Annotated in this window: 31 protein-coding genes, 1 pseudogene and 1 riboswitch; of the genes and pseudogenes, 9 read left to right on the plus strand and 23 right to left on the minus strand. The window is 46.4% G+C overall.

Annotated elements, in window-relative coordinates:
• Positions 1 to 4: 4 nt before the first annotated feature.
• The 18 genes from sufU to G4O42_RS15660 form a co-directional block, all read right to left on the minus strand.
• Positions 5 to 448: a Fe-S cluster assembly sulfur transfer protein SufU gene (gene sufU / locus G4O42_RS15575; protein ID WP_032876645.1), complete on the minus strand. Its 444-nt coding sequence runs from the start codon at positions 446 to 448 to the stop codon at positions 5 to 7.
• The gene (sufS, locus tag G4O42_RS15580) at positions 438 to 1,658 is read right to left on the minus strand and encodes a cysteine desulfurase SufS (protein ID WP_007410089.1); all 1,221 of its coding nucleotides are present in this window, start codon (positions 1,656 to 1,658) and stop codon (positions 438 to 440) included. Before sufS ends, sufU begins: the two co-directional genes overlap by 11 nt.
• A complete protein-coding gene (gene sufD, locus G4O42_RS15585; RefSeq protein WP_007613603.1) occupies positions 1,658 to 2,971 on the minus strand; it encodes a Fe-S cluster assembly protein SufD in 1,314 nt (437 codons plus the stop codon). Before sufD ends, sufS begins: the two co-directional genes overlap by 1 nt.
• Before the next feature lie 17 nt (positions 2,972 to 2,988).
• Entirely contained in the window at positions 2,989 to 3,774 is a 786-nt protein-coding gene (gene sufC, locus G4O42_RS15590) for a Fe-S cluster assembly ATPase SufC (protein WP_003327022.1), read from the minus strand.
• 176 nt (positions 3,775 to 3,950) lie between these two features.
• Positions 3,951 to 4,103 carry a YuzK family famiily protein gene (locus G4O42_RS15595; protein WP_003151857.1) on the minus strand — a complete coding sequence of 51 codons (153 nt, stop codon included), beginning with the start codon at positions 4,101 to 4,103 and terminating at the stop codon, positions 3,951 to 3,953.
• Positions 4,104 to 4,295: 192 nt separating this feature from the next.
• Positions 4,296 to 4,673, minus strand: a complete 378-nt coding sequence (locus G4O42_RS15600) for a carboxymuconolactone decarboxylase family protein (RefSeq protein WP_007613607.1) — start codon at positions 4,671 to 4,673, stop codon at positions 4,296 to 4,298.
• A gap of 92 nt (positions 4,674 to 4,765) precedes the next feature.
• Positions 4,766 to 5,581, minus strand: coding sequence for a methionine ABC transporter substrate-binding lipoprotein MetQ (metQ, locus tag G4O42_RS15605; RefSeq protein ID WP_032876641.1), 816 nt, complete (start codon positions 5,579 to 5,581; stop codon positions 4,766 to 4,768).
• Positions 5,582 to 5,594: 13 nt separating this feature from the next.
• Positions 5,595 to 6,263 carry a methionine ABC transporter permease gene (locus tag G4O42_RS15610; RefSeq protein ID WP_032876638.1) on the minus strand — a complete coding sequence of 223 codons (669 nt, stop codon included), beginning with the start codon at positions 6,261 to 6,263 and terminating at the stop codon, positions 5,595 to 5,597.
• Complete coding sequence (gene metN / locus G4O42_RS15615; protein ID WP_003151850.1) at positions 6,256 to 7,281, minus strand: methionine ABC transporter ATP-binding protein MetN; 1,026 nt, start codon at positions 7,279 to 7,281, stop codon at positions 6,256 to 6,258. The genes G4O42_RS15610 and metN overlap by 8 nt, the downstream gene beginning before the upstream one ends.
• A 105-nt stretch (positions 7,282 to 7,386) precedes the next feature.
• Positions 7,387 to 7,493: riboswitch (SAM riboswitch) on the minus strand.
• A 111-nt stretch (positions 7,494 to 7,604) separates the two neighbouring features.
• Positions 7,605 to 7,955, minus strand: coding sequence for an SCP2 sterol-binding domain-containing protein (locus G4O42_RS15620; protein WP_007410085.1), 351 nt, complete (start codon positions 7,953 to 7,955; stop codon positions 7,605 to 7,607).
• Positions 7,956 to 8,051: 96 nt separating this feature from the next.
• The gene (locus G4O42_RS15625; RefSeq protein ID WP_003151847.1) at positions 8,052 to 8,372 is read right to left on the minus strand and encodes a thioredoxin family protein; all 321 of its coding nucleotides are present in this window, start codon (positions 8,370 to 8,372) and stop codon (positions 8,052 to 8,054) included.
• Between the two features lie 2 nt (positions 8,373 to 8,374).
• Complete coding sequence (locus G4O42_RS15630) at positions 8,375 to 8,740, minus strand: toprim domain-containing protein (protein ID WP_007410083.1); 366 nt, start codon at positions 8,738 to 8,740, stop codon at positions 8,375 to 8,377.
• A 69-nt stretch (positions 8,741 to 8,809) separates the two neighbouring features.
• Complete coding sequence (locus G4O42_RS15635) at positions 8,810 to 9,046, minus strand: YusG family protein (protein WP_032876635.1); 237 nt, start codon at positions 9,044 to 9,046, stop codon at positions 8,810 to 8,812.
• 54 nt (positions 9,047 to 9,100) lie between these two features.
• Positions 9,101 to 9,484, minus strand: coding sequence for a glycine cleavage system protein GcvH (gene gcvH, locus G4O42_RS15640; protein ID WP_003151844.1), 384 nt, complete (start codon positions 9,482 to 9,484; stop codon positions 9,101 to 9,103).
• 59 nt (positions 9,485 to 9,543) lie between these two features.
• Positions 9,544 to 9,900 (minus strand): arsenate reductase family protein, encoded by a 357-nt coding sequence (locus tag G4O42_RS15645; protein ID WP_003151843.1) that lies wholly within the window; start codon positions 9,898 to 9,900, stop codon positions 9,544 to 9,546.
• Positions 9,901 to 10,013: 113 nt separating this feature from the next.
• The gene (locus G4O42_RS15650; protein WP_032876633.1) at positions 10,014 to 11,798 is read right to left on the minus strand and encodes an acyl-CoA dehydrogenase family protein; all 1,785 of its coding nucleotides are present in this window, start codon (positions 11,796 to 11,798) and stop codon (positions 10,014 to 10,016) included.
• 19 nt (positions 11,799 to 11,817) lie between these two features.
• Positions 11,818 to 12,993 carry an acetyl-CoA C-acetyltransferase gene (locus G4O42_RS15655; RefSeq protein ID WP_032876632.1) on the minus strand — a complete coding sequence of 392 codons (1,176 nt, stop codon included), beginning with the start codon at positions 12,991 to 12,993 and terminating at the stop codon, positions 11,818 to 11,820.
• Between the two features lie 10 nt (positions 12,994 to 13,003).
• Positions 13,004 to 15,373, minus strand: coding sequence for a 3-hydroxyacyl-CoA dehydrogenase/enoyl-CoA hydratase family protein (locus tag G4O42_RS15660; RefSeq protein ID WP_032876630.1), 2,370 nt, complete (start codon positions 15,371 to 15,373; stop codon positions 13,004 to 13,006).
• Between the two features lie 190 nt (positions 15,374 to 15,563).
• On the opposite strand from G4O42_RS15660, the gene G4O42_RS15665 reads away from it, so the two are divergent.
• Positions 15,564 to 15,704, plus strand: coding sequence for a YuzL family protein (locus G4O42_RS15665; protein WP_074534247.1), 141 nt, complete (start codon positions 15,564 to 15,566; stop codon positions 15,702 to 15,704).
• A 29-nt stretch (positions 15,705 to 15,733) separates the two neighbouring features.
• On the opposite strand, the gene G4O42_RS15670 is transcribed toward G4O42_RS15665, so the two are convergent.
• A complete protein-coding gene (locus G4O42_RS15670) occupies positions 15,734 to 16,642 on the minus strand; it encodes a proline dehydrogenase family protein (RefSeq protein WP_007613615.1) in 909 nt (302 codons plus the stop codon).
• Positions 16,643 to 16,731: 89 nt separating this feature from the next.
• Here G4O42_RS15670 and G4O42_RS15675 point away from each other — a divergent pair, with 89 nt between their 5' ends.
• The 4 genes from G4O42_RS15675 (at position 16,732) to G4O42_RS15690 (ending at position 19,549) form a co-directional block, all read left to right on the plus strand.
• On the plus strand, positions 16,732 to 16,989 hold the full coding sequence (locus G4O42_RS15675; protein WP_015418171.1) for a hypothetical protein: 258 nt from the start codon (positions 16,732 to 16,734) through the stop codon (positions 16,987 to 16,989).
• An 11-nt stretch (positions 16,990 to 17,000) separates the two neighbouring features.
• Complete coding sequence (locus tag G4O42_RS15680) at positions 17,001 to 17,333, plus strand: spore coat protein (RefSeq protein WP_007613617.1); 333 nt, start codon at positions 17,001 to 17,003, stop codon at positions 17,331 to 17,333.
• A 138-nt stretch (positions 17,334 to 17,471) separates the two neighbouring features.
• Positions 17,472 to 17,933 carry a MarR family winged helix-turn-helix transcriptional regulator gene (locus tag G4O42_RS15685; protein WP_032876626.1) on the plus strand — a complete coding sequence of 154 codons (462 nt, stop codon included), beginning with the start codon at positions 17,472 to 17,474 and terminating at the stop codon, positions 17,931 to 17,933.
• Between the two features lie 20 nt (positions 17,934 to 17,953).
• Positions 17,954 to 19,549: an MDR family MFS transporter gene (locus tag G4O42_RS15690; RefSeq protein ID WP_007410079.1), complete on the plus strand. Its 1,596-nt coding sequence runs from the start codon at positions 17,954 to 17,956 to the stop codon at positions 19,547 to 19,549.
• Positions 19,550 to 19,583: 34 nt separating this feature from the next.
• Here the strand turns inward: G4O42_RS15690 and G4O42_RS15695 are convergent, their stop codons facing one another.
• Together G4O42_RS15695 and G4O42_RS15700 are read right to left on the minus strand one after the other, a co-directional pair.
• Positions 19,584 to 19,964 (minus strand): tautomerase family protein, encoded by a 381-nt coding sequence (locus tag G4O42_RS15695; protein ID WP_031378375.1) that lies wholly within the window; start codon positions 19,962 to 19,964, stop codon positions 19,584 to 19,586.
• An 18-nt stretch (positions 19,965 to 19,982) separates the two neighbouring features.
• Positions 19,983 to 20,723 (minus strand): SDR family NAD(P)-dependent oxidoreductase, encoded by a 741-nt coding sequence (locus G4O42_RS15700; protein WP_032876624.1) that lies wholly within the window; start codon positions 20,721 to 20,723, stop codon positions 19,983 to 19,985.
• A 132-nt stretch (positions 20,724 to 20,855) separates the two neighbouring features.
• On the opposite strand from G4O42_RS15700, the gene G4O42_RS15705 reads away from it, so the two are divergent.
• Positions 20,856 to 21,731, plus strand: coding sequence for a LysR family transcriptional regulator (locus G4O42_RS15705; RefSeq protein ID WP_032876621.1), 876 nt, complete (start codon positions 20,856 to 20,858; stop codon positions 21,729 to 21,731).
• Positions 21,732 to 21,990: 259 nt separating this feature from the next.
• Positions 21,991 to 22,137, plus strand: a complete 147-nt coding sequence (locus G4O42_RS15710) for a hypothetical protein (RefSeq protein ID WP_221930794.1) — start codon at positions 21,991 to 21,993, stop codon at positions 22,135 to 22,137.
• Here G4O42_RS15710 and G4O42_RS15715 read toward each other — a convergent pair.
• On the minus strand, positions 22,134 to 23,021 hold the full coding sequence (locus tag G4O42_RS15715; protein WP_032876618.1) for a LysR family transcriptional regulator: 888 nt from the start codon (positions 23,019 to 23,021) through the stop codon (positions 22,134 to 22,136). The genes G4O42_RS15710 and G4O42_RS15715 overlap by 4 nt on opposite strands.
• 138 nt (positions 23,022 to 23,159) lie before the next feature.
• On the opposite strand from G4O42_RS15715, the gene G4O42_RS15720 reads away from it, so the two are divergent.
• Both G4O42_RS15720 and G4O42_RS15725 read left to right on the plus strand, forming a co-directional pair.
• Positions 23,160 to 23,906 (plus strand): acetoacetate decarboxylase, encoded by a 747-nt coding sequence (locus G4O42_RS15720; RefSeq protein ID WP_007613633.1) that lies wholly within the window; start codon positions 23,160 to 23,162, stop codon positions 23,904 to 23,906.
• A 13-nt stretch (positions 23,907 to 23,919) separates the two neighbouring features.
• Positions 23,920 to 24,960, plus strand: a complete 1,041-nt coding sequence (locus tag G4O42_RS15725; RefSeq protein ID WP_032876614.1) for a ketopantoate reductase family protein — start codon at positions 23,920 to 23,922, stop codon at positions 24,958 to 24,960.
• A 195-nt stretch (positions 24,961 to 25,155) separates the two neighbouring features.
• Here the strand turns inward: G4O42_RS15725 and G4O42_RS15730 are convergent.
• Positions 25,156 to 25,423: pseudogene (locus tag G4O42_RS15730) on the minus strand (YusU family protein).

Genomic DNA, 25,423 nt, shown 5'->3' on the forward strand with positions numbered 1-25,423 from the left:
TCTTTTAATTGCCGCCTTTTTCGCCAGCGACTCCTTTTTCAAGTGCTTTCCATGAAAGGGTGGCACATTTAATCCGGGCCGGGAATTTCGAAACGCCTTGAAGAGCTTCAATATCCCCGAGATCTATTGAGTCGTCATACTCTTTCCCTTGCATCATGTCTGAGAAAATCTTAGACATGGAAAGGGCGGTATCAATATCTTTTCCTTTAATCGCCTGCGTCATCATGGAAGCTGAAGCCATGGAGATAGAACAGCCTTCCCCTTCAAACTTCGCTTCCTGAACGGTATTGCCGTCAAGCTTCATTGTCAGTCTGATCCGGTCGCCGCAAGTCGGGTTGTTCATATCGACGACGATGCTGTCATCCAAAACCCCTTTGTTGCGCGGATTTTTGTAATGATCCATGATCACTTGTCTGTATAATGTATCTAAATTTGCATTAAAAGACATTTGTAAAGTACTCCTTTGTCTTTTGGAGGGCTTCCGCGAGCTTATCGATCTCTTCCTCTGTATTATACAGATAAAAACTCGCTCTCGCAGTAGCAGATACATCCAGCCATTTCATGAGCGGCTGGGCGCAGTGATGGCCGGCTCTGACCGCAATGCCCTCAGCATCGAGGACAGTCGCGACATCATGAGGGTGAACCTCATCAAGATTAAATGTCACAAGTCCCGCCCGCTCTTTCGGACCGTATACCGTCACGCCGTCTAGCTGCTCGAAACGGTCAAGCGCATAGGCCGCAAGCTTATGCTCATGCCGGGAAATCTCGTCGAGTCCGATCTCTTCAAGAAAATCAATCGCGGCTCCCAATCCGATCGCGCCTGCGATAATCGGCGTGCCTGCTTCAAATTTCCACGGAAGCTCTTTCCAAGTTGATTCATAAAGCCCTACAAAGTCGATCATCTCGCCGCCAAATTCGGCCGGCTCCATATTCTCAAGCAGTTCTTTCTTGCCGTACAGCACGCCGATTCCCGTCGGGCCGCACATTTTATGGGAAGAAAGCGCGAAGAAGTCGCAATCCAAGTCCTGAACGTCGATTTTCATGTGCGGTGTGCTTTGCGCCCCGTCCACCACGATGACCGCGCCATTGTCATGAGCGATTTTGGCGATCTCTTTAATCGGGTTGATCGTGCCGAGCACGTTTGACACATGAGCGACTGCCACGATCTTCGTATGGCTTGTGACAGTCTGCCGGACGTCGTCTAACGAAAGCGTGCCGTCTTCCTGCATCGGGATATATTTTAAAGTTGCGCCGGTTGCTTTTACTGCCTGCTGCCACGGAATGATATTCGCATGATGCTCCATTTGGGTGATGACCACTTCATCACCGGGTTTTAAGCTGGCGCGGGCATAGCTCAGCGCCACCATATTCAGTGAAGTTGTCGTGCCTTTTGTGAAAATGACCTCAGCCATTGACTTCGCATTGATAAACTTACGGACTTTTTCACGCGCACCTTCATAGCCGTCTGTCGCTCTCGTGCCAAGAGTATGAACGCCTCTGTGGACATTGGAATTGTATTTGCTGTAATACTGATCCACTGCTTCAATGACAGCACGCGGCTTCTGGGAAGTCGCCGCGCTGTCAAGGTACACGAGGTCATGTCCGTTCACTTGCTGATGAAGGATCGGGAACTGTTCACGAATATCGGTGATATTCATTATTTTACTTTCCTTTCGATGACGGAGACGAGCTGTTTCTTAACTCCTTCAATCGGAAGCTCTTTTACCACCGGAGCAAGGAATCCGTAAATGACTAAGCGCTCCGCTTCTTCTTTCGGAATTCCGCGGCTCATTAAGTAGTAAAGCTGGATCGGGTCCACACGGCCGACAGATGCCGCATGTCCTGCAGTTACATCGTCTTCATCAATTAAAAGAATCGGGTTTGCATCTCCGCGTGCTTTTTCACTCAGCATCAAAACGCGGGATTCCTGTTCAGCGTTTGCTTTAGACGCGCCGTGCTCGATTTTGCCGATTCCGTTAAAGATGGAAGATGCGGCATCTTTCATGACTCCGTGCTTCAGGATATAGCCTTCAGAAGCCTTACCGAAGTGGATGATCTGCGTCGTAAAGTTTTCCGTCTGTTCTCCTCTTCCGACAACTACGGTTTTCGTATCGCCGTATGTGCCGTCTCCGTAGAGGTTTGTCGTGTTTTCAGAAATCGTGTCGCCGTCGTTCATCAGTCCGAGCGCCCACTCGATTCTGCTGTCGCGTCCGCGCGCGGCTCCGCGGCGGTTGACGTATGTTGTGACGCCTGCTGACAGGTTGTCAACGGCGCCGTACGTCACGCTGGCATTATCACCTGTGACCACTTCACTGATAATGTTGAATACAGCTTCTTTCGGATTCACCGTGCTGATGTAGTTCTCAACGTAAGTGACGGAGCTGTGATCTTCAGCGACGATCAGCACGTGGTTGAACAATGCCGTGTCATTGCTTTCATGAACGTAAACGGCCTGAACAGGCGTCTCCACCTGAACGTTTTTAGGAACATAAAGGAATGCCCCGCCGTTCATTAATGCTGCATGAAGCGCAGTCAGTTTATGTTCGTCGACCTTAACGCCGTCTTTCATGAAATACTTCTCAACGAGGTCGCTGTGCTCACGGGCAGCCGTTAAGATGTCCGTAAAGATGACGCCTTTGTCTTTCAGTTCTTTAGAAAGAGAAAGGAAAGCGGGCGTTTGGTCACGCTGCACATATAACGTTTTGTCTTCGTTTTCGATATCGATCAGCGCTTTTGCTTCATCAGCTAAATCTTCTAAAGAAGCAAGCGGCGCATTTTCTACTGTATGCTTGTTGAACTTTGTAAAGTTCCAATTTGTGATTTTTGTTTTATCAGGCTTAGGCAGCGGCAGATCTTCAGCTTTTTCAAGAGCCTGTAAGCGCAGGTTTTTCAGCCAGGCAGGTTCTTGATGCTTTTCGGAAAAGCCTTTGACATATTCCTGATCTACGGATAGTTTCGTTTCCAATGTCATGATTATCCCCCTAACGCTTACGCTTCTTGGCCTACAGTTTCGTCTTCAATGCCCAGTTCTTGTTTAATCCAGTCATAACCTTCCGCTTCAAGGCGCTGTGCAAGCTCCGCGCCGCCGGATTTCACTACGCGTCCCTGCATCATAACGTGAACGACATCAGGCGTGATGTAGTTCAGAAGGCGCTGGTAGTGAGTGATCATTAAGCAGCCGAAGTTTTCGCTGCGCATTCTGTTGATTCCTTTAGAAACGACTTTAAGCGCATCGATATCAAGGCCTGAATCGATCTCGTCAAGAATGGCGATTTTCGGCTCGATCATCATAAGCTGAAGGATTTCGTTGCGTTTTTTCTCCCCGCCTGAGAAACCTTCGTTCAGGTAACGCTGCGCCATTTCAGGGTCCATTTCAAGGAACTCCATGTTTTCGTCCATTTTGCGGATGAATTTCATAAGAGAAATTTCATCGCCTTCTTCACGGCGTGCGTTAATCGCAGAGCGAAGGAAATCGGCATTTGTCACACCGCTGATTTCGCTTGGGTACTGCATCGCAAGGAAAAGACCCGCCTGAGCGCGCTCGTCCACTTCCATTTCCAGTACATCCTTGCCGTCAAGCGTGATGCTGCCTTTTGTAACTTCGTATTTCGGGTGTCCCATAATCGCTGCTGAGAGCGTGGATTTACCGGTACCGTTCGGCCCCATGACAGCGTGGAATTCGCCGCCTTTTATTTCAAGGTTTACACCTTTTAAGATCTCTTTTCCTTCGATTTCAACGTGAAGATCCTTGATCGTTAATGTTGAAGCAGCCATATCTATACCTCCAAAATATATAATCATTATTCTCAATTTATTCTCATTCTAATTTTATAACAAATGAAAAGTAAATACAACTTTTTATATTACCCGGAACATTCCTAAAGTTTATCAAAGATCAAGGCGTAATTAAAGCTGTTTGAAACAGAAAAAGGGCGGAAATCCACCCTTTTTTACTGACCGATTTTCTCATTAAGCTGCGCTGCGAGGAACTTGCTTTTTTGATATTCAAGCTCCCTCTGCCGTTCGACTTCCATCCTTTTTGAAAGACGCCGTCCGTATTCCTCGTAGCCGATGCCGTGTGACTTCTGCATCGCTTTTTCCATTTCAGGCGTATAGTCAAGGTCCAGTCTCTCGTGGCTGGTGCAGATAATGAATCAATCCCTTCATCTATTTGTTTCTATTGTAACAATGATCCGTTGCTCCGGCCAAAGAGAGTGTGCCCCTGAATCCTTTCGAATGTGCCGGAATCCGGCGCTCGCTTTATCTGAAAAACGGTATTCACACGATTGCTCTTTCTAATGCGTCGTATGTCCGAATTCCTGAATGCACTGCTGTACGAGGGTCACTCCCTGACTGAGAGCCGCGCCGCCCCCGAATGCCGCCGCGACGCCGATGACCTCAAGGATGTTTTCTTCTGTCGCCCCTTGGTCAAGGCAGCCCTTCGTATGATAAATCATGCAAAATTCATCTTGAGCGCTGATGCTGATGCCCAGAGCGATTAATTGTTTCTCCTTTTCAGTTAATGAATCCGCTGAGAAACACTGTTCAGTAAATTCATTAAACTTCCGCCCCATCATCGGCATTTTTTGCTCGAATATACCTAAACCTTCTTTATATTGTTTCAATGCGTCATGCACGCTTTTTCCGTTTTCCTGGTATTGAGCCACTGCCATTCCCTCCAATCGTTAACCTTCCTTTTTATTATGGACAGTTCTCCGATTAATACCCGAAAAAAACCCCGGATGATTCATCCGGGGTTTTCGTTTTATTCAGATACGGGAAGCACGGCTCCGTCGTATTTTTTCTCAATAAAGTCTTTGATTTTCTTAGAGTGAAGCACTTCCATAAGCGCTTTGATTTTCTCTGATTTTTCGTCACCTTTGCGTACGGCGATGATGTTTGCGTACGGGTTGTTTTTCGTTGATTCCACTTGAATCGCATCTTTTAACGGATTCAGTTTGTTTTGAATCGCATAGTTGACGTTAATGAAGACTGCATCGCCTTCTTCTTCATTATATGCTTTCGCCGTTAATTCAGGGGCGATTTTTTTGAATGTCAGGTTTTTCGGGTTTTTCGTAATGTTTTTCGTAGTGGCTTCAATCGTTTTTACCTTCGGATCAAGTGTGATCAGTCCGGCTTTTTCAAGCATCGCCAGCATACGGCCTTGTTCAGCGACATTGTTAGTCATGATGATGGTCGCGCCTTTAGGCAGGTCTTTCAGTGATTTGTATTTTTTCGTGTAAATTCCGAATGGCTCAAGGTGAACGGCTCCGGCATTCACGAGTTTGTAATCTTTATTTTCTTTCATTTCCTGTTCAAGGTAAGGAACGTGCTGGAAGAAGTTCGCATCCACTTCATTATCAGCTAACGCTTTGTTGTACATTTTGTAATCGTTCAGCACTTTTACTTTTAATGTGTAGCCTTTTTCCTTCAAGAGCGGTTCCGCTTCTTTTAAGATTTCAGCATGCGGTGTTTTTGTCGCGGCGACGACGATTTCCTTTTTATTTGAGCCGTTTGATCCGCAGGCGGCCAAAACTCCCGCGAACACAAGCAGCAGCGCACTTAATACAATCTTTTTCAATGTAAATCCTCCCTTATCTTTTGTCTATTATATTTGTAATCACATCACCGATAATCTGAATGATAAAGACGATGATGAGTATAAATACTGTCGCTACAAACGTTACATCCGTATTATTGGACTGGTAGCCTTCTACATATGCAAGGTTTCCGAGTCCGCCTGAACCGATGGCGCCGGCAATGGCGGTAGATCCGATCAGGGCGATGGCCGTAACGGTGATACCTGAAATTAACGCAGGCATTGATTCAGGAATCAGCACTTTGAAGATAATTGTCGGTGTCTTTGCTCCCATTGATCTGGCAGCTTCGATGACTCCTTTATTGACTTCCCGCAGCGCGATTTCAACAAGTCGGGCATAAAACGGCGCGGAGCCGATAATCAGCGCCGGCAATGCGGCGTTCGGCCCTAAAATCGATCTGACTAAAAACTTAGTAAAACCGAGAAGCAGAATAATTAAAATAAGAAACGGAATAGACCTGAAAATATTAACGACCGCCGCAATCACGGTGTTAATGATTTTATTTTCCCATAAGCTTCCCTTGCCCGTTAAAAAGAGCAGAAGACCGAGAATCGCTCCGATGATAAATGAAAAAACTAAAGCAATGACCGTCATATAAAGGGTCTCGTATGTGGCCGTCCACAGCTCGGTTATATCAACGTTCGGGAACCATTTTTCAAACATTTGTGATCACCTCTGCTTCTACCTGTTTGTCTTTGATGAACCGGATCACGTTTTCTACTTCTTTTTCCTGACCGTCAATATGAATGAATAAAGAACCGTAGGCTCCGTCCTTCGTCTGTGAAATTTTCCCCTGCAGAATATTGACGTCCACATCAAAGTTTCGGATCATTTCCGTAATGAGGGGCTGCTCAGCTGCCTGCCCGACAAATGAAAGCTGAATCGTTTTTCCTGTCGCTGTTTCCTGCAGAAAATGCTGGATGGTTTCTTTCGTCTCCTCCGGTTCTGTCACCTGCTGAACGAAACGCTTGGTCATCGGTTCGCGCGGGTTTCTGAAAACTTGGAGTACTTCGCCTTCTTCAACGACTTTCCCGTTTTCCATGACGGCGACTCTGTTGCAGATTTTTCGGATGACGTGCATTTCATGGGTAATGAGCACGATCGTCAGACCGAGTCTGTCATTTATATCGGATAAAAGATCCAAAATTGAATCGGTCGTCTGCGGATCAAGCGCTGATGTCGCTTCATCGCACAGAAGGACTTTCGGATTATTGGCGAGCGCCCGGGCGATGCCGACACGCTGCTTTTGACCGCCGCTCAGCTGCGACGGATAAGACTTTTCTTTCCCCTCTAATCCGACCAGTTTAATCAATTCATCAGCGCGGCGGACCCGTTCGCTTTTTTTCACGCCGGCGATTTCCAGCGGGAACATAATGTTCTCCCGGACGGTGCGCGACCACAGAAGGTTAAAATGCTGGAAGATCATGCTGATTTCCTGGCGCGCTTTTCTCAGTCCGCGGCTGCTTACTTTATTTAATTCCGTCCCCGCGACTTCCACGGTTCCCGACGTCGGCTTTTCAAGGCCGTTCAGGAGACGGATTAAGGAACTTTTACCAGCTCCGCTATATCCTATAATTCCAAATATTTCGCCCTTTTTGATATCAAGAGTGACATCTTGGACAGCATTGACATCCCCATGCTTCGCTTTGTAAATTTTTGAAACATTTTGAAGATGGATCAAAGCAATCACCCGCCTTACACTATTCTAAGAAATCTTCCGGGTTTCTCCGCAAAAGAAAAGCCTTTCTGCAAAAATGAGCAGAAAGGCTTATTGAAAAAGGCCTTTCTCTCATCTTCCAAAGCAGACCGCTTCGAGTGAATTGGCACCATTTCAACATTGTTGATGGTTGCCGGGCTTCATAGGGCACTTCCCTCCACCTCTCTTGATAAGAGAAAACATATCGTATTTTCGTCCGGAAATTCTTACTGTAGAATAGCACGGCGAATGATAAAAAGTCAATAAAATAAATATTGGAAGCTATTGTCACATAGTAGATTGGCAGTTTAAGGCCGTTTACTGATCGCCTGAAAAAATCCGTTTGTCAGCCAGAGGATGGCCTCCAGCTTCAGCAGAGCTCTGAATGATCCTTTCACTTTGAGTTTTCCGCTTTGGATAAGCTTTTGCAAAGAGACATCACCATGCAGGAGATGGATGATTTCCGTCTGGTTTCCGTAAAAGGTCAAATTAGATTTTTCCTTTGAAACCGACGTTTTTCTCATTTCTCCCTGTCCGTTAATTGAGACCGTTAAGGCTTCTGTTTCTCCTTGGAATGTAATCAGCAGCGTTGAGGCGTTTAATAGCGGTTTCAAAAACAGATGCTGTCCGTCATTCTCTGAAACTTCTATTTTCTCCACTCGTATAACCTCCCGTTTTAATGGCCATACATACACTTTCTCTTTTTAACGGACAGAACCCTTTATAAACCGCACGACATTTTCCTGTAAATATTGTCACATCGGGAACGTTTGCGATGTTTTTTGTTTAATCAGCTCATATAAATAGGAAACGGAGCGGAAGGCGTATCCTTTCTCAACAAGCTCTCCGCCTTTAAACAGCAAAAAGCACGGAACGCTTTCAATCTGATAGGCTTTGGCGAATGCGGGGGAATAATTCACGTTGTTTTTATAGAAGGCGGCGCCGGGCAGCATTTCTTCGACGACAGTAAGCATTTTGGACGCCAGCTGGCATGTGCCGCAAAACGGGGTGTACAAATACAGGAGATAAACGTCATCCTGAATCGATTCGAGTTCATTTTCTTGGAGTTCTTTCATGTTTACCACCTCAGGTCGTTCTTTTTCAAAAATACAGTGTCAGCATCAAAGCCGGCTCTGATCAGCACAGATGCGAGATGATGGCCTGGGCACGACTCGACTTGCCTGTATGTTCTGTCTATATAAATATGGCGCGCTTCGGGAAGCTCCCGTTTCAGCTGTTTTCTTAATTTTTCTCCGGAGTCATCTGCGTCCGTTAAAATATAGACGTCTCTGTCAAACAGGCGGTCCGCCAAATCTTCCAGTTCGGTTTGGCCGATCGTCCCGTTTGTACAGACGATTTCTGCGGGTTCGATGAGCACTTCCCTGACTTTGATTTTATCAGATTTTCCTTCTACGATAATGACCTTTTCATCTCCGTTGTACATAAGCGCGTCACCTGCCGATTGTTTTAGCGTCAGATTGAAAAAGAAGGCAGTGAAATTCACCGCCAACTGTTAACACCAGCCACTCTCATAATCGCAATCGACATATTTCGGATCGCTGCCGTTTATGACATCGGCTGTTTTATAAAATTTTTGATTTTCAAATGAAAAGCCCTGTTTGAGCTCGTACTGGTCCATGCCTGTCATCTCGCCGATGGCTTCATTTTCATGAAACAAGGAAAACCGGCCGTTTTGAAAGCGGCCCGTAACGTTCTCCGTCACATCGACCTTTTGTTTATCAAAAGCCATTTTAGACACCTCCCGTTACAGATAGAATGTCCAAATGGCCCGTTTGCTATCCGATCAGTCTTCCTGTGTCATTTCGTCATATTGCTCGGAAGTCATGAGGTTTTCGATTTCTTCAGCATCAGCCGGTTCCACGACGATCATCCACGCTTTTTCATACGGAGACTCGTTTACGAATTCAGGACTGTCATCAAGGTCTTCGTTCACTTCCGTCACCGTTCCGTTAATCGGTGCGTACAGTTCGGATACGGTTTTGACGGATTCCACGCTGCCGAATGGCTCGTCCGCTTTAATTTCGGCGCCGACTTCCGGAAGCTCGACAAAGACGATGTCGCCAAGTTCGGCTTGCGCGAAATGTGTAATCCCGATGCGGGCTTTTCCGTCCTCAACTTTGACCCATTCGTGCTCTTTGGAATAACGCATATCTTTCGGTGTGCTCATCTAAATCCCTCCATTTTTTTCTTATAATAAGAAGATACCATAATTCTTTGAACCTGGCATTACATCCAATATTTTTCGAATTGGTCTTCTTTAAAGCCGACAGTGACTTTTTCGCCGTCTGTCGTAATCGGGCGTTTCAGGAGCATACCGTCTGATGCCAGGAGTTCAAGCTGTTCATCCTCTGACATGTGGTACAGTTTTTCCTTTAAGTTCAGCTCGCGGTATTTCATTCCGCTCGTGTTGAAAAACTTTTTGAGCTCAAGACCGCTCTTCTCATAGAGGTCTTTAATTTCTTCTTTCGACGGAGTTTCCTCCGCGATATGTATTTCGTTTATTTCCTTACCGCGGTCTTCCAGCCATTTTTTCGCATTACGGCACGTTCCGCATTTAGGGTACCAGTAAAAATTTAACGACATCTTCTTCACCCCTTGTAAATGATCGTCGTTATTTTAACACAATCACTTGTAAAAACCTATAACGTTGCTTCGTGAAAAAGCGCCCCTGATGAAGGAGCGCTTTCAGCATGTGATCAGACCGTATATTTTTCTTCACGGAAGACGGCGGCTGCCGCTTCACGTTTTTTCTGAATGAGGTTTTTCGGCGTCAGGCGCGTCAGTTTGCGCAGCACGGAAAGCATCATGCGGAGGGAATCCCCTTCCTCCATGGCGATCAGTGATTCTTTGGCGTGCGCTTCAATGTTCTGAAGGGCTTCCTGGGCAAAGATTTCCGTATATAACAGCTTCTGCGCGGCTTTTTCGGCACCGTCCGCCGCAATTGCTTTTTCCGTTCTGAGGACGGAAGATTCCAAAGCGTACAGCGCGCTGACAATATCGGCAATGTTCACCATGATTTCCTGCTCGCCTTCGATCTCTTTGCCGTATTTCTGCGCCGCGAGACCCGCTGTCAAGAGGGCGATCTTTTTCGCCTGTCTGACAATGTATTTTTCCTGTTCGAGAGGTTCTGAGCCCGGCTCTTCAGGCATCAGCATCATGAGTTCTTCTTGGAGCGCTTTTGCTTTTTCAAAGAGCGGCAGCTGACCTTTTACGGCTTTTTTCAGGAACGTGCTCGTTACGATCAGGCGGTTGATTTCATTTGTGCCTTCAAAAATTCTGTTGATTCTTGAGTCGCGATAGGCACGCTCCACTTCATATTCCTGCATAAATCCGTAACCGCCGTGAATTTGAACGCCTTCATCGGCAATGTAATCAAGCGTTTCAGAACCGCACATTTTGTTGAGCGAGCATTCAATCGCGTACTCGGCGATTGACTTCGCGACTTCGCGTCCGTCCTTTTGCTCCTCTTCCGTCAATCTGCTCATATTATCTTCGAATAAACCCACTGTTCTGTATACAGAGCTCTCCATCGCGTAAAGCCGCGCTGACATCGTCGCAAGCTTTTCCTGAGTGAGCGTGAAGCTTGAGATCGGCGTTTTAAATTGCCGGCGCTGGTTCGCATAAGCGGCAGACAGCTCAATCACCCGTTTTGAAGCGCCGATTGTGCCGACGGCAAGCTTGTAGCGCCCGATATTCAGAATATTAAAAGCGATGACATGGCCTTTTCCGATTTCGCCGAGAAGGTTTTCTTTCGGGACTTCCGCCTGATCTAAAATCAGCGTTCTTGTCGATGAACCCTTAATCCCCATTTTTTTCTCTTCCGGGCCCGTTGACACGCCCGGATAGTTCTTTTCTACGATAAATGCGGAAAATTTATCTCCGTCCACTTTAGCGTAGACGACAAAGACATCTGCAAAGGCGGAGTTTGTAATCCATTGCTTTTCTCCGTTAAGAATATAGTGTGTGCCTGCTTCATTCAAAACAGCTGTCGTTTTCGCGCCGAGGGCATCTGAACCTGAACCGGGCTCAGTTAAGGCGTATGCCGCGATTCTTTGTCCTGAAGCCAAGTCCGGCAAATAGGTTTTCTTCTGTTCTTCCGTTCCGAAGAACACGATCGGCAATGAGCCGATACCGACGTGAGCGCCGTAAGACAGCGAAAAGCTGCCGGCACGTGAAAACTTTTCCGTAATGAAGGCTGAACTGATTTTATCCAGGCCGATTCCGCCGTACTCTTCAGGCACGTCTGCTCCGAGGAGGCCGAGATCTCCGGCTTTTTTCAACAGTCTGACCGAATGCTCGAACTGATGGTTTTCAATTTCATCGATATAAGGAAGCACATCGTTTACGACATAGTCTTCTGTCGTTTTGCCGATCATTTTATGTTCGTCTGTAAAGTCCTCCGGAGTGAATATTTGATCATATCCCGTCTCTTCAATCAGAAAGCTGCCGCCTTTTTTGACGTTGACCGTATCCTGTTTCATGCTTCGTTTCCCCCTTGTTTTAAATGAGCTCAAATACGCCGGCAGCGCCCATGCCGCCTCCGATGCACATCGTCACCACGCCGAATTGCTCGTTTCTCCGTTTCATTTCATGAATGAGTGACAGGGTCAGCTTCGTTCCCGTGCATCCGAGCGGATGTCCGAGCGCGATGGCGCCTCCGTTGACGTTCACCTTTTCTTCATCTATCCCAAGCGATCTGATGACTTGAATGGCCTGTGAAGCAAAGGCCTCATTCAATTCAAAAAGCCCGATATCCTGTAATTCGAGTCCGGCAAGCTTGAGCGCCCGCGGAATAGCTTCAATCGGACCTATCCCCATTACCTCAGGCGGAACGCCGCCTACGGCAAACGAACGGAATTTGACAAGCGGCGCCAATCCGAGCGACGATGCTTTTTCGCGATCCATCAGCATGACAGCCGCCGCGCCGTCACTTGTTTGTGAAGAGTTCCCGGCCGTCACGGTTCCCGTTTTAGAAAAAGCCGGACGGAGCTTCGCCAAGACGTCAGCCGATGTGCCGGGACGAACGCCTTCATCTTGAGAAAAGGTAAATTGTTTTTTCCGCGGCTTATGGTCATCACCGACTTCTGTCAGCGATACTTCAACCGGCACGATTTCGTCATTGAATTTACCTTCTTTAAGGGCTTTAGCGGCATTCTGATGGCTGCGGACGGCAAATGCATCCTGGTCTTCTCTGGATACGCCGTACGTTTCGGCGACCTGCTCCGCTGTGTGCCCCATGCTCATGTAATACTCAGGCGCATGCTCCGCCAAAGCGATATTCGGGCGGGTCACATGCCCCATCATCGGAACTTGCGACATGGATTCCGCACCGCCCGCAATGACGGTGTCTCCCGAGCCGATCATGATTTTTTCAGCACCGTAAGCGATGGATTGGAGACCGGAAGAGCAGTAGCGGTTCACCGTAATGGCCGGCACCGTATGAGGAAGCCCCGCCAGCGCACCGATATTCCGCGCCATATTTAATCCTTGTTCGGCTTCAGGTGTTGCACAGCCGATAATTAAGTCATCGATATTTCCTTCATAGCCGCCTGCCCGTTTCAGCGTTTCTTTTACACAAAGCGCGCCTAAATCATCAGGACGAACGGCTGCAAGCGATCCTTTTTTCGCTTTACCGACCGGGGTTCTCGCACCGGCCACAATGACTGCTTCTCTCATAAACACCCTCCTAGTTCCGTAAAGGTTTGCCTTTGACGAGCATATGCTGCATTCTCGCTTGAGATTTCGCCTCGCCAGCGAGGCTTAAAAAGGCTTCTCTTTCAATCTCAAGTAAATATTCTTCAGAAACCTCCGTGCCGAACGGGACTCTTCCGCCGGCAATGACATGGGCCAGCTTCTTTGCAATCTTCATATCGTGATCGGATAAATAACCCGACCGTCTCATTTGGTCTGCTCCGAGCAGTAATGCCGCACAGCCGGTTTCTCCGGTGACTTTCACTTTTTTGCGGGCAGGCGGGCGGTATCCGCTGTCATATAAGGAAGCAGCCAGCTGTTTCGCATCGTGCAGCAGGTGATCCTGATTCATGCTGATACGGTCTGCCGCGGACAAAATCTTCATATCACGGGCTTCGTGTGCCGAACCGGACACTTTGGCAAGCGCGATTGTTTCAAAGGTTTTGATCGCTGCGTCCATCAGTTCACTTCCGCCGTCCAAATAATTCATGTACAGCTCTTTGTTTCCTCCGCCGCCCGGAATAAGGCCGACGCCGGTTTCAACGAGACCCATATACGATTCGCTCGCCGCCTGAACGCGTGCCGCCGGGAGACAGACTTCCGTGCCGCCGCCGAGTGTCATCCCGAATGGCGCCGCGACAACGGGTTTAGCGCTGTATTTGATGTTCAGCATCGTCTGCTGAAAACGGCGGATGACAAAATCGACTTCCATGAAGTTATCATCCTGAGCTTCCATCAAAATCATCGCAAGGTTTGCTCCCGCGCAGAAATGTCTGCCTTGGTTTCCGATGACAAGTCCTTTATAATTCCGCTCCGTTTCCTCAAGCGCATTGTCAATCATCTGAATAATGTCTAAGCCGATCGCGTTGCTTTTCGTATGAAATTCCAGCAGCGCGACATCATCGCCGAGATCAATCAGACTTGCGCCGCTGTTTTTACTGATCACGCCTTTTGTTTCTTTTAACGTTTGCAGGCTGATCCGTTTCGGATTTTCTTTCACGGCCCTGTATTGGCCGTCTGAATAGTAAAATGGTGTTCCGTTTTCCTTCATATAAAATGTTTCATGGCCCTGATCAAGCATTTCTTTCACCCAGCCGGGGAGTGCTGCGCCTTCTTCTTCGAGCCGCTCCGCTGATTTTCTGACGCCGATGGCATCCCACATCTCAAACGGCCCGAGCTCCCATCCGAAGCCCCATTTCATGGCGTCATCAATTGCTTTGATATCATCAGCGATCTCACCTAAAAGCCGGGCTGAGTATAAGAGTGTTTGCGATGTGATATTCCAAAGCAGGCGTCCGGCGCGGTCATCGGAATATACAAGCGCTTTCATTTTGCCTTTGGCACCCTTTGCCTGTTTGGCGGCTTCTAAAGCGGGCGTCTTCATTTTCGAACGCTCACCGTATGTCATGGTCAGCGGATCGAGTTCATATATTGTTTTACCTTCTTTTTTGTAAAAACCTTGGCCTGATTTGCTGCCCAGCCAATTGTTTTTCAGCATGTCATTCATAAATTCAGGAAGCTTAAACATGTCTTTTTCAGCGCCGTCGGCTTTATCATACACATTTTTTGCCACATGGGCGAACGTATCAAGCCCCACAACGTCAAGGGTTCTGAAGGTCGCGCTTTTCGGTCTGCCGATCAAAGGCCCGGTCACCGTGTCCACCTCGCCGATGCGGCAGCCGGAAGAAAGCATTTCTCTTACCGTGACCAGCAGGCCGTACGTACCGATGCGGTTGGCGATAAAGTTAGGCGTGTCTTTTGCGATGACGACACCTTTCCCAAGCGTGTTTTCTGCAAATGAAGTCATAAACTCCAGTACGTCAGGATCTGTTTCCTGAATCGGAATGATTTCCAGAAGCTTTAAGTAGCGGGCCGGATTAAAGAAATGGGTTCCTAAGAAATGAGCTTTAAAATCGGCAGATCGGCCTTCCGCCATTTTTGTGACGGAGATACCGGACGTATTGCTCGACACGATGCTTCCCGGTTTCCGGTATTCATCAACGAGTGAGAAAATCTGTTTTTTTACGTCAAGATTTTCGACGACGACTTCAATAATCCAATCAGCATCCTTCAATTGAGCTGCGTCATCTTCCAAATTCCCCGCCGTTATATAGTCGAGATTGGCAGCCGAAGTCAGCGGCGCCGGTTTTTGCTTCAGCAGCTTTTGCATGGCCGATCGGCTCAGTCTGCTGCGGACCTCCGGGCTTTCTAATGTCAGCCCTTTTTTCATCTCATCCTTTGTCAGCTCGTTTGGCACAATATCAAGCAGCAGGACGGGAATTCCGATGTTAGCCAAGTGCGCGGCAATTCCGGACCCCATAACGCCTGATCCGAGAACGGCTGCTTTCTTTATAAACTTGTGCATGAGTCATCCCCCTTGAACTTTGAATGAATAGTCATTCATTTTTTCGGCAAAAAAAATGAAACCCTTTTCTTCTTTCATCTTAAAAGATTTTCAGGATGACTTCAATAGCAAATATGGAATTTTTTTAAATTTTTCGGCTTCCGCATGTTCCATGGCGCGGGCGGGAAACTTAAACCCGGAGGTGAAGGGAATGGTGCGAGGGAGAAAAGATCCGTCTTCTGCCGCAGTGAGCGCGGCCAGCATGAAAGGAAATGCGGGACCGAAGCAAAAATACGGCGGCGGCAAACGGACGAGCCAAAATCAGCAATATAAAAAAGAAAACATGGAATAACATGCTGCGGCTGCTTTTTGGAGCAGCCGTTATTTTTTGAAGATCCCTTTCAGCACAAATGCCGCGTTTGCCGGGCGCTCGGCAATTCTTCTCATCAGGTACCCGTACCAATCGGTTCCGTACGGGACATACACCCTCATCCTGTATCCTTCTTCGGCAAGCTCCTTCTGGCGCTCCGTTCTGATGCCGTACAGCATTTGGAATTCAAACTGCTCTCGGGGAATCTGATGCTCGCTGATGAGTGTTTTCGTATAAGAAATGATGTCATCATCATGTGTCGCCACCGCCGTTTCATGGCCGCTCAAAAGCTGCAGCTTAATCAGCTGCTGAAAATGAAGATCGGTTGCTTTTTTATCAGGGAATGCAACGGCCGCCGATTCTTTATAAGCGCCTTTTACAAGCCTGAGCCGCGGCTTGTATGGCATCAGACCGCTGATGTCTTCAGCTGCCCGGTACAAATAAGCCTGAATGACGGTGCCGAGCATCGGAAAATCCGGCTTGCACCGCTTATACAGCTCAAGCGTACGGCCGCATCTTGAATAGTCCTCCATATCAATCGTTACAGGCACGCCGCGTTCTTTTGCCTCCGTCAATATGTCTCTGACATGCTGTTCCGCGAGTTTCTCGGAAATATCCAGACCGATGGATGTTAATTTCAGAGACAGCTCACAATCCAGTTGATTCTCGGCAATCGCCCTGATTGCTTTTTTACATTCTACCGCCGTCCTTTTCGCATCCTTCTCTGAACCCGCATATTCACCTAGATAATCAATCGAAGCCGACAGCCCTTTTTGGTTCAGCCGCTTTACCGTTTTCACAGCTTCCGCGAGTGTTTCCCCTGCAACGAACCTTCCCGCGCCGAAGCGGATTCCGTAAGCCTGGGCGAATTTTGTAAGCATTTTATTTTTCGACAAAAATAAACATATGTTCCGCAGCAAAGATGAACTCCCTCCTTTTTCTTTTATTCGTGTATGAATTTCCGGTCGCAGAGAAAGCTAAAAAGAACAGAATTGAAGGAGGCGTTTATATGAACAACCAAGAGCAGCACGGAAACTTGCCGCCTGCCGTCATCTCAACGAAAGACCATTTGTATCTTGAGGACATGCTGAACTGGAATCTGCTTGCCATGAAAAAAGCGCATTTTATGGCGGAACACTGCCAGAATCAGACGTTAAAACAAGAGCTTGATCAAATCGGCCGGATGCATCAGAAACATTATCAGCACATATTGGGCCGCTTGAACCCCGATCAAGGCGGACAGACAACAACAGGCTATATGCAATAGGAGGACAATACATGGAACAGCAAAATCAAAAAATCACGAATCCGCAGACGCCCGTGCCCAATACGGCGCAAATGAATGACAGAGACTTGGTGAATGAGCTGCTGACGACGGAAAAATACATCACGGCTTCATATTGCACAGCCCTGCACGAGTTCAGCCACGAGTCTCTTTATCAAGATATTCAGGCGATTTTCGATGAGTCACAAAAAGCGCAAAGAAGATTATACGATGTGATGTTTCAAAATGGCTGGTATTCCATTGAAGCAGCCGATACCCAAAAGCTTCAGCAATCGTATCAGAAGTTCCAGCAGACTATTCAGCAGCAGTCTCCCTACCAGCAATAAAACGAATAAGGATTTGATGTTTTCGACAAGCATCAATCCTTTTTTTATTTTTGCACAAAAAGATTGACTTATCATTAATCCTTATTTATATTTAACTAATGTTAATTATTTTCTCAAGGAACAAGATGAGGAGGAGTTATGAAAAACGCGGATCAATATGTGTCTGACATCCAGAAATCTCTTCAGACGCTGCTGCAAAACATACAGCCTGAAATGGTGGAAAGCATGGCAAAACACGAGGTGACGCCTGCCCAATTATTTGTTTTAGCCAGCCTGAAAAAATACGGGAGCTGCAAAGTTTCCGAAATTGCGGAACGCATGGAGGTAAAACCGAGCGCAGTGACGCTGATGGCCGACCGCCTCGAACAAAAAGGACTTATCGTCCGCAAACATAACCAGCAGGACAGACGCGTCATCGACATCAGCCTCACCAAAAAAGGCGAAACAAAATTCGAAGAAGTTGTGGAAGGACGGAAAGCGATACTGGCGCGAAACCTGTCCGTTCTGACTGACGATGAACTGATTCAGTCCGTGAACATCATCCGCAAAGTAGCTGAAGCAGCCGAGAAATACGCGGCTGATCAAAAAGAAAACGAATAGAAAAGAGGAGCTGCCGAAACATGAGCATTGAAAAGAAAGATCCAAAACGCACATTATTAATAACCGGCTTAATCATCGCCATGTTTTTCTCAGCCCTTGACGGCACCATCGTAGGAACGGCGATTCCTAAAATCGTGGGTGACCTCGGGGGATTAAGCATGATGACGTGGCTGACCACAGCATATCTTTTAACTTCGACGACGATCGTTCCGATTGCGGGGAAACTTGCAGATTTATTGGGGCGCCGCGTCGTCTATGTATCAGGTTTATTGATTTTTATGGGAGCTTCCGCACTGTGCGGAATGGCCAGCAACATGACGGAACTGATTATTTTCCGCGGACTTCAGGGAATCGGCGGCGGTGTCATGATGCCGATGGCTATGATCGTCATCGGGGATTTGTTCACAGGGAAACAGCGTGCCAAGTTCCAAGGGCTTTTCGGGGCGATTTACGGGCTTGCTTCCGTGATCGGCCCGCAAATCGGGGGATGGATTGTTGACTCATTAAATTGGAAATGGGTTTTCTATATCAACCTGCCTGTCGGAATTTTAGCCGTCATCTTTATCGCAAGAGGACTTCAAGGCAGAAAACAGACCGGGCCGATTAACTTTGACATCGCCGGCATTTTCACAATGATCGTCGGAATCGTCAGCCTCCTCCTCGCGCTCAGCTTCGGAGGAAAGGATTACGCATGGGGCTCTTGGCAGATTCTCGGTCTCTTTGCGCTTGCACTTGCCGGGATTGTCGGATTCATTTTCGCTGAAATCAAAGCAAAAGAACCGATTCTGCCGATGTACCTGTTTAAAAACAGAACGTTTACCGTACTGAATCTGATCGGCTTTTTCATGAGTATCGGCATGTTCGGCGCCGTCACGTTTGTTCCTTTCTTTATGCAGGGAATTATCGGAGTCAGCGCCACCGCGTCCGGCACGATTATGACGCCGATGATGGTATCTATGATTATCACAAGTATTATCGGAGGCCAGCTGGTTTATAAGATCGGTATTAAACCGCAAATCATGATCGGCATGCTGATCATGGCCGTCGGCTTCTTCTTATTAACGACTTTGCAGCTGGATACAAGCAAGCTCGCGGCTACATGCTATATGGCCGTGATCGGTCTGGGAATGGGGCTCGTCATGCCGCTTCTCACACTCGCTCTGCAAGAAACGTTTTCAAAAGAAGAGCTGGGTGTTGTGACCTCTTCAAGCCAATTTTTCCGGATGATCGGGGGAACGTTCGGCATTACGGTGCTCGGCGCTGTCATGAATGCCAGATCAGGAAGCCTTTTAACCGACAGACTGGTGCCTTACTTAGACTCACTGCCGAAACAGGCAAGTGCCTTTGCCGCCCAGTTTAAAGGTATGATTGACAAGAATCCTGAAGGGCTGCTTCAATCCTTGTTCAGCCAGGAATCGATTAAGCAGATTCCGGCCGCATTTTCTTCCCATATCGTGCCGGTTTTGAAAACGTCACTGATGGATTCGCTTCACAGCGTGTTTTTCACAGGCCTGGCCTTTATCGCTGCCGGATTGATCCTCACGCTGTTTGTTAAATCAATTAAACTGACAAACAAAAAGACAGGCAAACAAGAAGAAAAGGCGAAAGCCGTTTAACAAAGAAAAATCCCGCGGATGCCGCGGGATTTTTTTATATCATCTGGGCCTCCCCGTTTCCGAATGACCAGTCTTCCGCCGCATTGCCTGAGAGGACGATAAACACATCTTCTTTTCTGACGCCCAGCTTTTCGTGCAGCCGGTCAGCCAAATGCTGATAGAATGCTTGTTTCTGATGAGTTGTTCTGGAGTTTTTCAAAGTAAAGCGGATAAACATCAGTTCATCGCTCCGCTCGACTTGAAGATATGACGGATCATAGAAAAACTCCCCTTTTTCGTGCTGATGCACCACTTGAAAATAGTCATCATGCGGAACATCAATCATCTCCGTCATGGCGGTGTGAATAACGGTGCTCATTTTTTTGAGCCAAAGTCCGCTTTTTCCTTTCTGTAAATGGATCTGTACAAACGGCATCATTTCTCTCTCCTTTCGTCACATCGTCTGGCCGCAATCGGCTGTTATGATTTGTCCCGTCAGTGATTCCTGCTCCAGCACAGAGCAAATCAGTTCTCCGATATCTTCCGGAGCGGCGATCCGTTCCAGCGGAAGGCTTCCGGCAAGCCGGTACATCGTCTCTTCCCGCCCCGTCCACCATCTTGTTGCAACGGCTCCGGGCGCGACACAGCATACACGGATGTCCGGCGCCAGCGCATGGGCCAATGATTTTGTCAGGCCATGCACCGCCGCTTTGGAAACGGCATACGGAAGGGAAGAACCCGCTCCCGTCAGACCGGCGATGCTCCCGACATTCACAATAGCACCTGACTTTTGCTTTTTCATATGAGGCGCTGCCGCTCTGGCGCAATGAAACATCCCGTTTACATTGACAGCAAATAATTCATCCCATATTTCTTTCGTTGCAGATTCCAAATCATGAAGCGGGATATGTCTGGTAATGCTCGCATTATTTACGAGTAAATCGAGGCTTCCGAATCGGCTGGCCGCTTCGTTCACCATGTCTCTCGCCTGTTTGTCTATAGAAACGTCCGCTTGAATGGTCATCGCGTGTCCGCCTGCTTTTATTATGAATTCCGCCGTTTGTTCCGCTTCCGTTTTTGAATGTGAATAGTTAATGACGACTGCCGCTCCCCGTTTTGCTAAGGCAAGGCACGCCGCTCTTCCGATTCCTGTACCGCCGCCTGTGACCAGTGCCGTTTTATGTTGTAAATTCATGGCTTCTTCTCCTTTTACGTTCGATGTTCATCAGCTGATATGTTTATTGTAATGGAGATCTGCATTTTCGTATAATGATTGTTAAAGATGTTTTATATCACAAAAAATGATAGCAAAGAGGGAGAGATGACAATGGAAAGCGGAGATTTGCGGATTTTTCAGATGGTGGCCCGTGAAGGTTCCATTACAAAGGCGGCTGCGCGTCTCGGCTATGTGCAGTCAAACGTGACGGCCAGAATCCGCCAGCTGGAAGAAGATTTGAAAACCGAGCTGTTTTTCCGCCATAACCGCGGGATGACGCTGTCTTCAAGCGGCACAGTGCTCCTCCATTATGCGGATCAGGTCGTCGGTCTGATAGAAGAAGCCAAAATGGCGCTCGCTTCAACAGACAAGCCGAGCGGACCGCTCATGATCGGCTCCACCCAGACAACAGCCGCCGTCAGGCTGCCGAAACTTTTAGCCTCTTATTATGAGCGGTATCCTGATGTGGAGCTGTCCCTTACGACAGGGCATACACAATATGTAACTGATAAAGTTCTTCGCTATGAATTGGACGGCGCATTTATCGGCTGTCACTTTCATCATCCGGATTTGCACTCCATCCCGGCCTTTGAAGAAGAAGCCGTTGTCGTGACTCCCGCTGCCGTCACCGCTATAGAAGAAGCGGTAAAAAAGCCGCTTCTTGTGTACAGTACGGGATGCACGTATCGTGACACATTAGAGCGGTGGCTTCATTCCATTGGAACGGCGCATCCGGCCATTATGGAATTCGGCACCCTTGAAGCGATTATCGGGGGAGTGACGGCGGGGCTCGGCATTACGCTGCTCCCGCGAAGCGTAATTACGCAGCACGCCGCACTGGGTGCTGTTCGGTTATGGACCATTCCCGAATCTTTCAGCCTGATGAAAACAGAATTCGTCACGCGGAAGGATTCATATATGAGCAGTGCATTACAGGCCTTTATTAATTCCTTTTCAGCAAAAAAAGCTTCCGGCACCTCTCTTTGATGCCGGAAGCTTTTTATTGTTTTTTTCTGTGAGCTTCATTGAGCTGTTTAATGTGCTGTATCGCATCGCAACTTTGATGCCCTCTTTGGTGCCCGGACAGGATTCGTTCCAATGTTTTACGCTCAGTAAATATCTAATTATGATCGAAAAGAACAATTGAAAAAATTCACGAGATCCGTATAGCAAAACGGATAATAGTAGGCTTTTAAAACCAACTAAAAAACATTAATTTTTAACAGCGTGTCAAAGGAAGCCGGCATTGCAAAAAGCAACGTTGTATAACACCAAGGGCTTCCGTTCGAAAACTTTAAAATTAAGAAAACAACAATCGCAAGTACCCATCCCGCAACAAGTGAAACGGGAAATGGGGGAAAAAATTCAAAAAAGTAATGATGAAACCCTTTAATAAACTTTAAACATTTCATAGTTATCTTTATAGTACGACATAATAAAGTCACGAAAATTTCTTACCGAAGAAGACAACAGCTTATGTCTCATCCAAGATAAGCCGACTGGATATGAAGCAGAGTGATCAGTCACTTTTATAAAATTCAGCCCCAATGTTCTGCAAACTGAAATGGGAAGCAACGCCACACCTTGATCCAGCTTTAAAATCTCGACCAGTAAATGAGAATCTGCCTCAAACGCAATATTCGGGGTGAAACCGGCTTTCCCACAAAGCGAGGCTGTAAAACCGCTATACTCTTCATTATTAGCAAGGGTAATAAATGGTTCATTGGCGACAAGGCGTAAAGAAATTTCTGTTTTACCCGTAAATCGGTGGTTTGAGGGCAAAGCCAGAACAATATCTTCATTTACCAGCACACAACTCTCTATCTCTTCATCCTGAATCGGATGACCTGTTATTCCTAAATCAATGTCCCCTTTTTTTAAACTTGTTATGATCTCGCTTTTAACTCCGATTGCTTGGAGAATTTTTGATTGAGGGGAGCGGTTGATATATTCACTCATCAGTCCTGCAAGGAATCTTGGATTGGAAATAGATATTCTTATCTTGTCAGAAATTTGATGTTCCTCCAATTGAATTTCTGTTTGGGCATTTTCAATCTCAGTAAAAATCCTGTTTACATGTTTTAAAAGAATTTTCCCTGCTGAACTCAGCTTAATATTTCTGCCTTTTCTCTCAAACAAGGTTGTTCCCAGTTCATTCTCAAGTCTTTTTATAGTGAGACTTAAAGAAGGCTGGGCAATCTTTAATTGTTCTGCCGCTTTAGAAATATGTTCAGTATAGGCAACTGTCTGAAAGTATTTTAGCTGCAGCAATTCCATCTGTCTGCACCCCCTCATTTATTTCAATAAATATATATATACCTTATTATGTATTGGATTAAATGTAAATGCGAATGTAAGATAATAGCATAGTTAAATTAAAAAACATAAAAAAGAAAAAGAAAGGGGTCTCATACTATGAAAATTGATGTGAATAACATTGTGAAAAATTTAAACACACCTTTAACATCACCTGCTTACCCCGTGCCAACCTATAAATTTGTTAACCGGGAATACCTTAATATTATTTACCGAACGGATGAAAAAGCTTTACGTGCGGCAGTGCCAGAACCTCTTGAAATTACTGAACCTTTAGTGAAATTCGAAGTGATGTGGATGCCCGATGTTTCCGGACTTGGCGCCTATACAGAGGCTGGACAAGTCATCCCTGTCAGCTTTAATGGTGAAGAAGGAGATTATGTACATTCTATGTATGTTGACAATTTCCCGGCTATTGCAAGCGGACGGGAACTTACTGCATATCCAAAGAAATTGGGTGCCCCTAAGCTGTATATAGACTCTGATACTCTTGTCGGCACATTGGATTATGGCAGTCTTCGTGTGGCAACTGCGACTATGGGATATAAACATTTCGAAATGGACAAGGAAAAAGCGAAAAGGGAAATTTGCCGACCTAATTTTATGGTTAAGATTGCTACTGATTACAATGGTGATTTAAGGGTTTGTGATTTGGTGCGAACGCAAATAACGAATATAGAAGTTAAAGGTGCCTGGACTGGACCGGCGCGGCTTCAATTATTTGAACATGCTCTGGCACCTCTTGCAGATTTGCCTGTATTAGAAGTCGTTTCAGCATCTCATATCCTTACAGATTTAACCTTAAATGCAGCACAGCCGGTTTATAACTACTTAGAGGAAAAATAAGGAGACGTTTACAATGAGAATTGCAGTTTTAGGAGCAGGTTCTTTAGGAACCATAGTTGGAGCATATCTGTCTGCTGGCGGAATGGATGTCGAATTGATTGATTCGTACAAAGAACATGTAGATACTCTAAATCAAATAGGTGCTAAAGTAGTTGGTACAACGGAATTTCAAGCAAAAGTGAAAGCCATTACCCCTGAAGACAAGTCAGGCAAGTATGATTTAATATTACTTCTGACGAAACAATTATATAATGACTCCATTCTTAAAGAGTTGCTGCCTTTTTTAAAGGATGACAGTGTAGTATGTTCCTTGCAAAACGGTATACCTGAACAGAAAGTTGCTTCGATCGTTGGTGATGAACGTGTTATTGCAGGTTCTGTTGAATTTGGTGCTACGTTTATTGAGCCGGGCGTATCCAGACTTACAACTGAGTATACTCAATTTAAAGAGTACGCTTTTCAAATTGGAGAATTACATGGTGAAACAACAGAAAGAATCCTGCGTATTAAATCGGTTTTAGACCTTATCGGCGGAACACATATTTCCGATAATTTAGTTGGAACGAAGTGGTCAAAATTACTTATCAATAATGCATTCAGTGGTTTATCGGCAGCATTAAACGGAGAATACGGAGACATTCTTGACCATGAAATCGGCATTGTTAGCGCAGTCCATATCGCAGATGAGACGATTAAGGTTGGACACGCCAATGGTGTCAAATTTGCGAAAATGGGCGGCCTTGATTTAGAATCTTTGGAATTAAGAAGTGAAAATGATATTCCTGAACGTATCCAAACATTTAGGTCAGCCATGGAACCATCTAGGCTGCTAAGAGCAAGTATGCTCCAGGATCTTGAGAAAAAACGCAAAACTGAAATTGATTATATTAATGGAGTTATTCCCAAAATGGCAGAAGGTACTGGCATTTCAACACCTTTTCATGATTTGGTTGTGGCACAAGTCAAATGTGCCGAGGAATCTCAAACAGTGCCCAATTTTGATACAAATATAAAAGCATTTGAAGAGTTATTACGTAGCCGAAAGGAAATGTGATATATAGGAAAGAGAGAAAGGGATTGCTGCGGCGGTCCTTTTTTCTTGGTTCAGCAAGCGGAAGAAATATACGTAAACAAACGGGTGCATTAGTTACATTAAAGTTCTTCGCCTATGAATTGAACGAAGCCTTTATTGATTCCTTTTCAGCAAAAAAAAAGCTTCCGGCACCTCTCTTTGATGCCGAAAGCTTTTTTATTGTTTTTTTCTGTGTGCTTCATTGAGCTGTTTAATATGCTGTATCGCAGCTTTGATGCCCTCTTTGGCGTCCGGGTAGGATTGATTCCAATGTTTGACGAGCGGAGGCATGCTTTTTGCGATATGTGTATACAAAATCCACTGCCTGACTTCTTCCTTTACATCCGGGTTTGTTTCGCCAAGCAATAGTTCCGTGTATTTCTCAAGCAGGCCGTCCAGCTGCTGCTGCAGTTTCTCTTCCATACCGTTCCCTTCCCTTTTTCAT

It is taken from the genome of Bacillus sp. LUNF1 (assembly GCF_011008975.1).
Lineage (GTDB): Bacteria > Bacillota > Bacilli > Bacillales > Bacillaceae > Bacillus > Bacillus velezensis.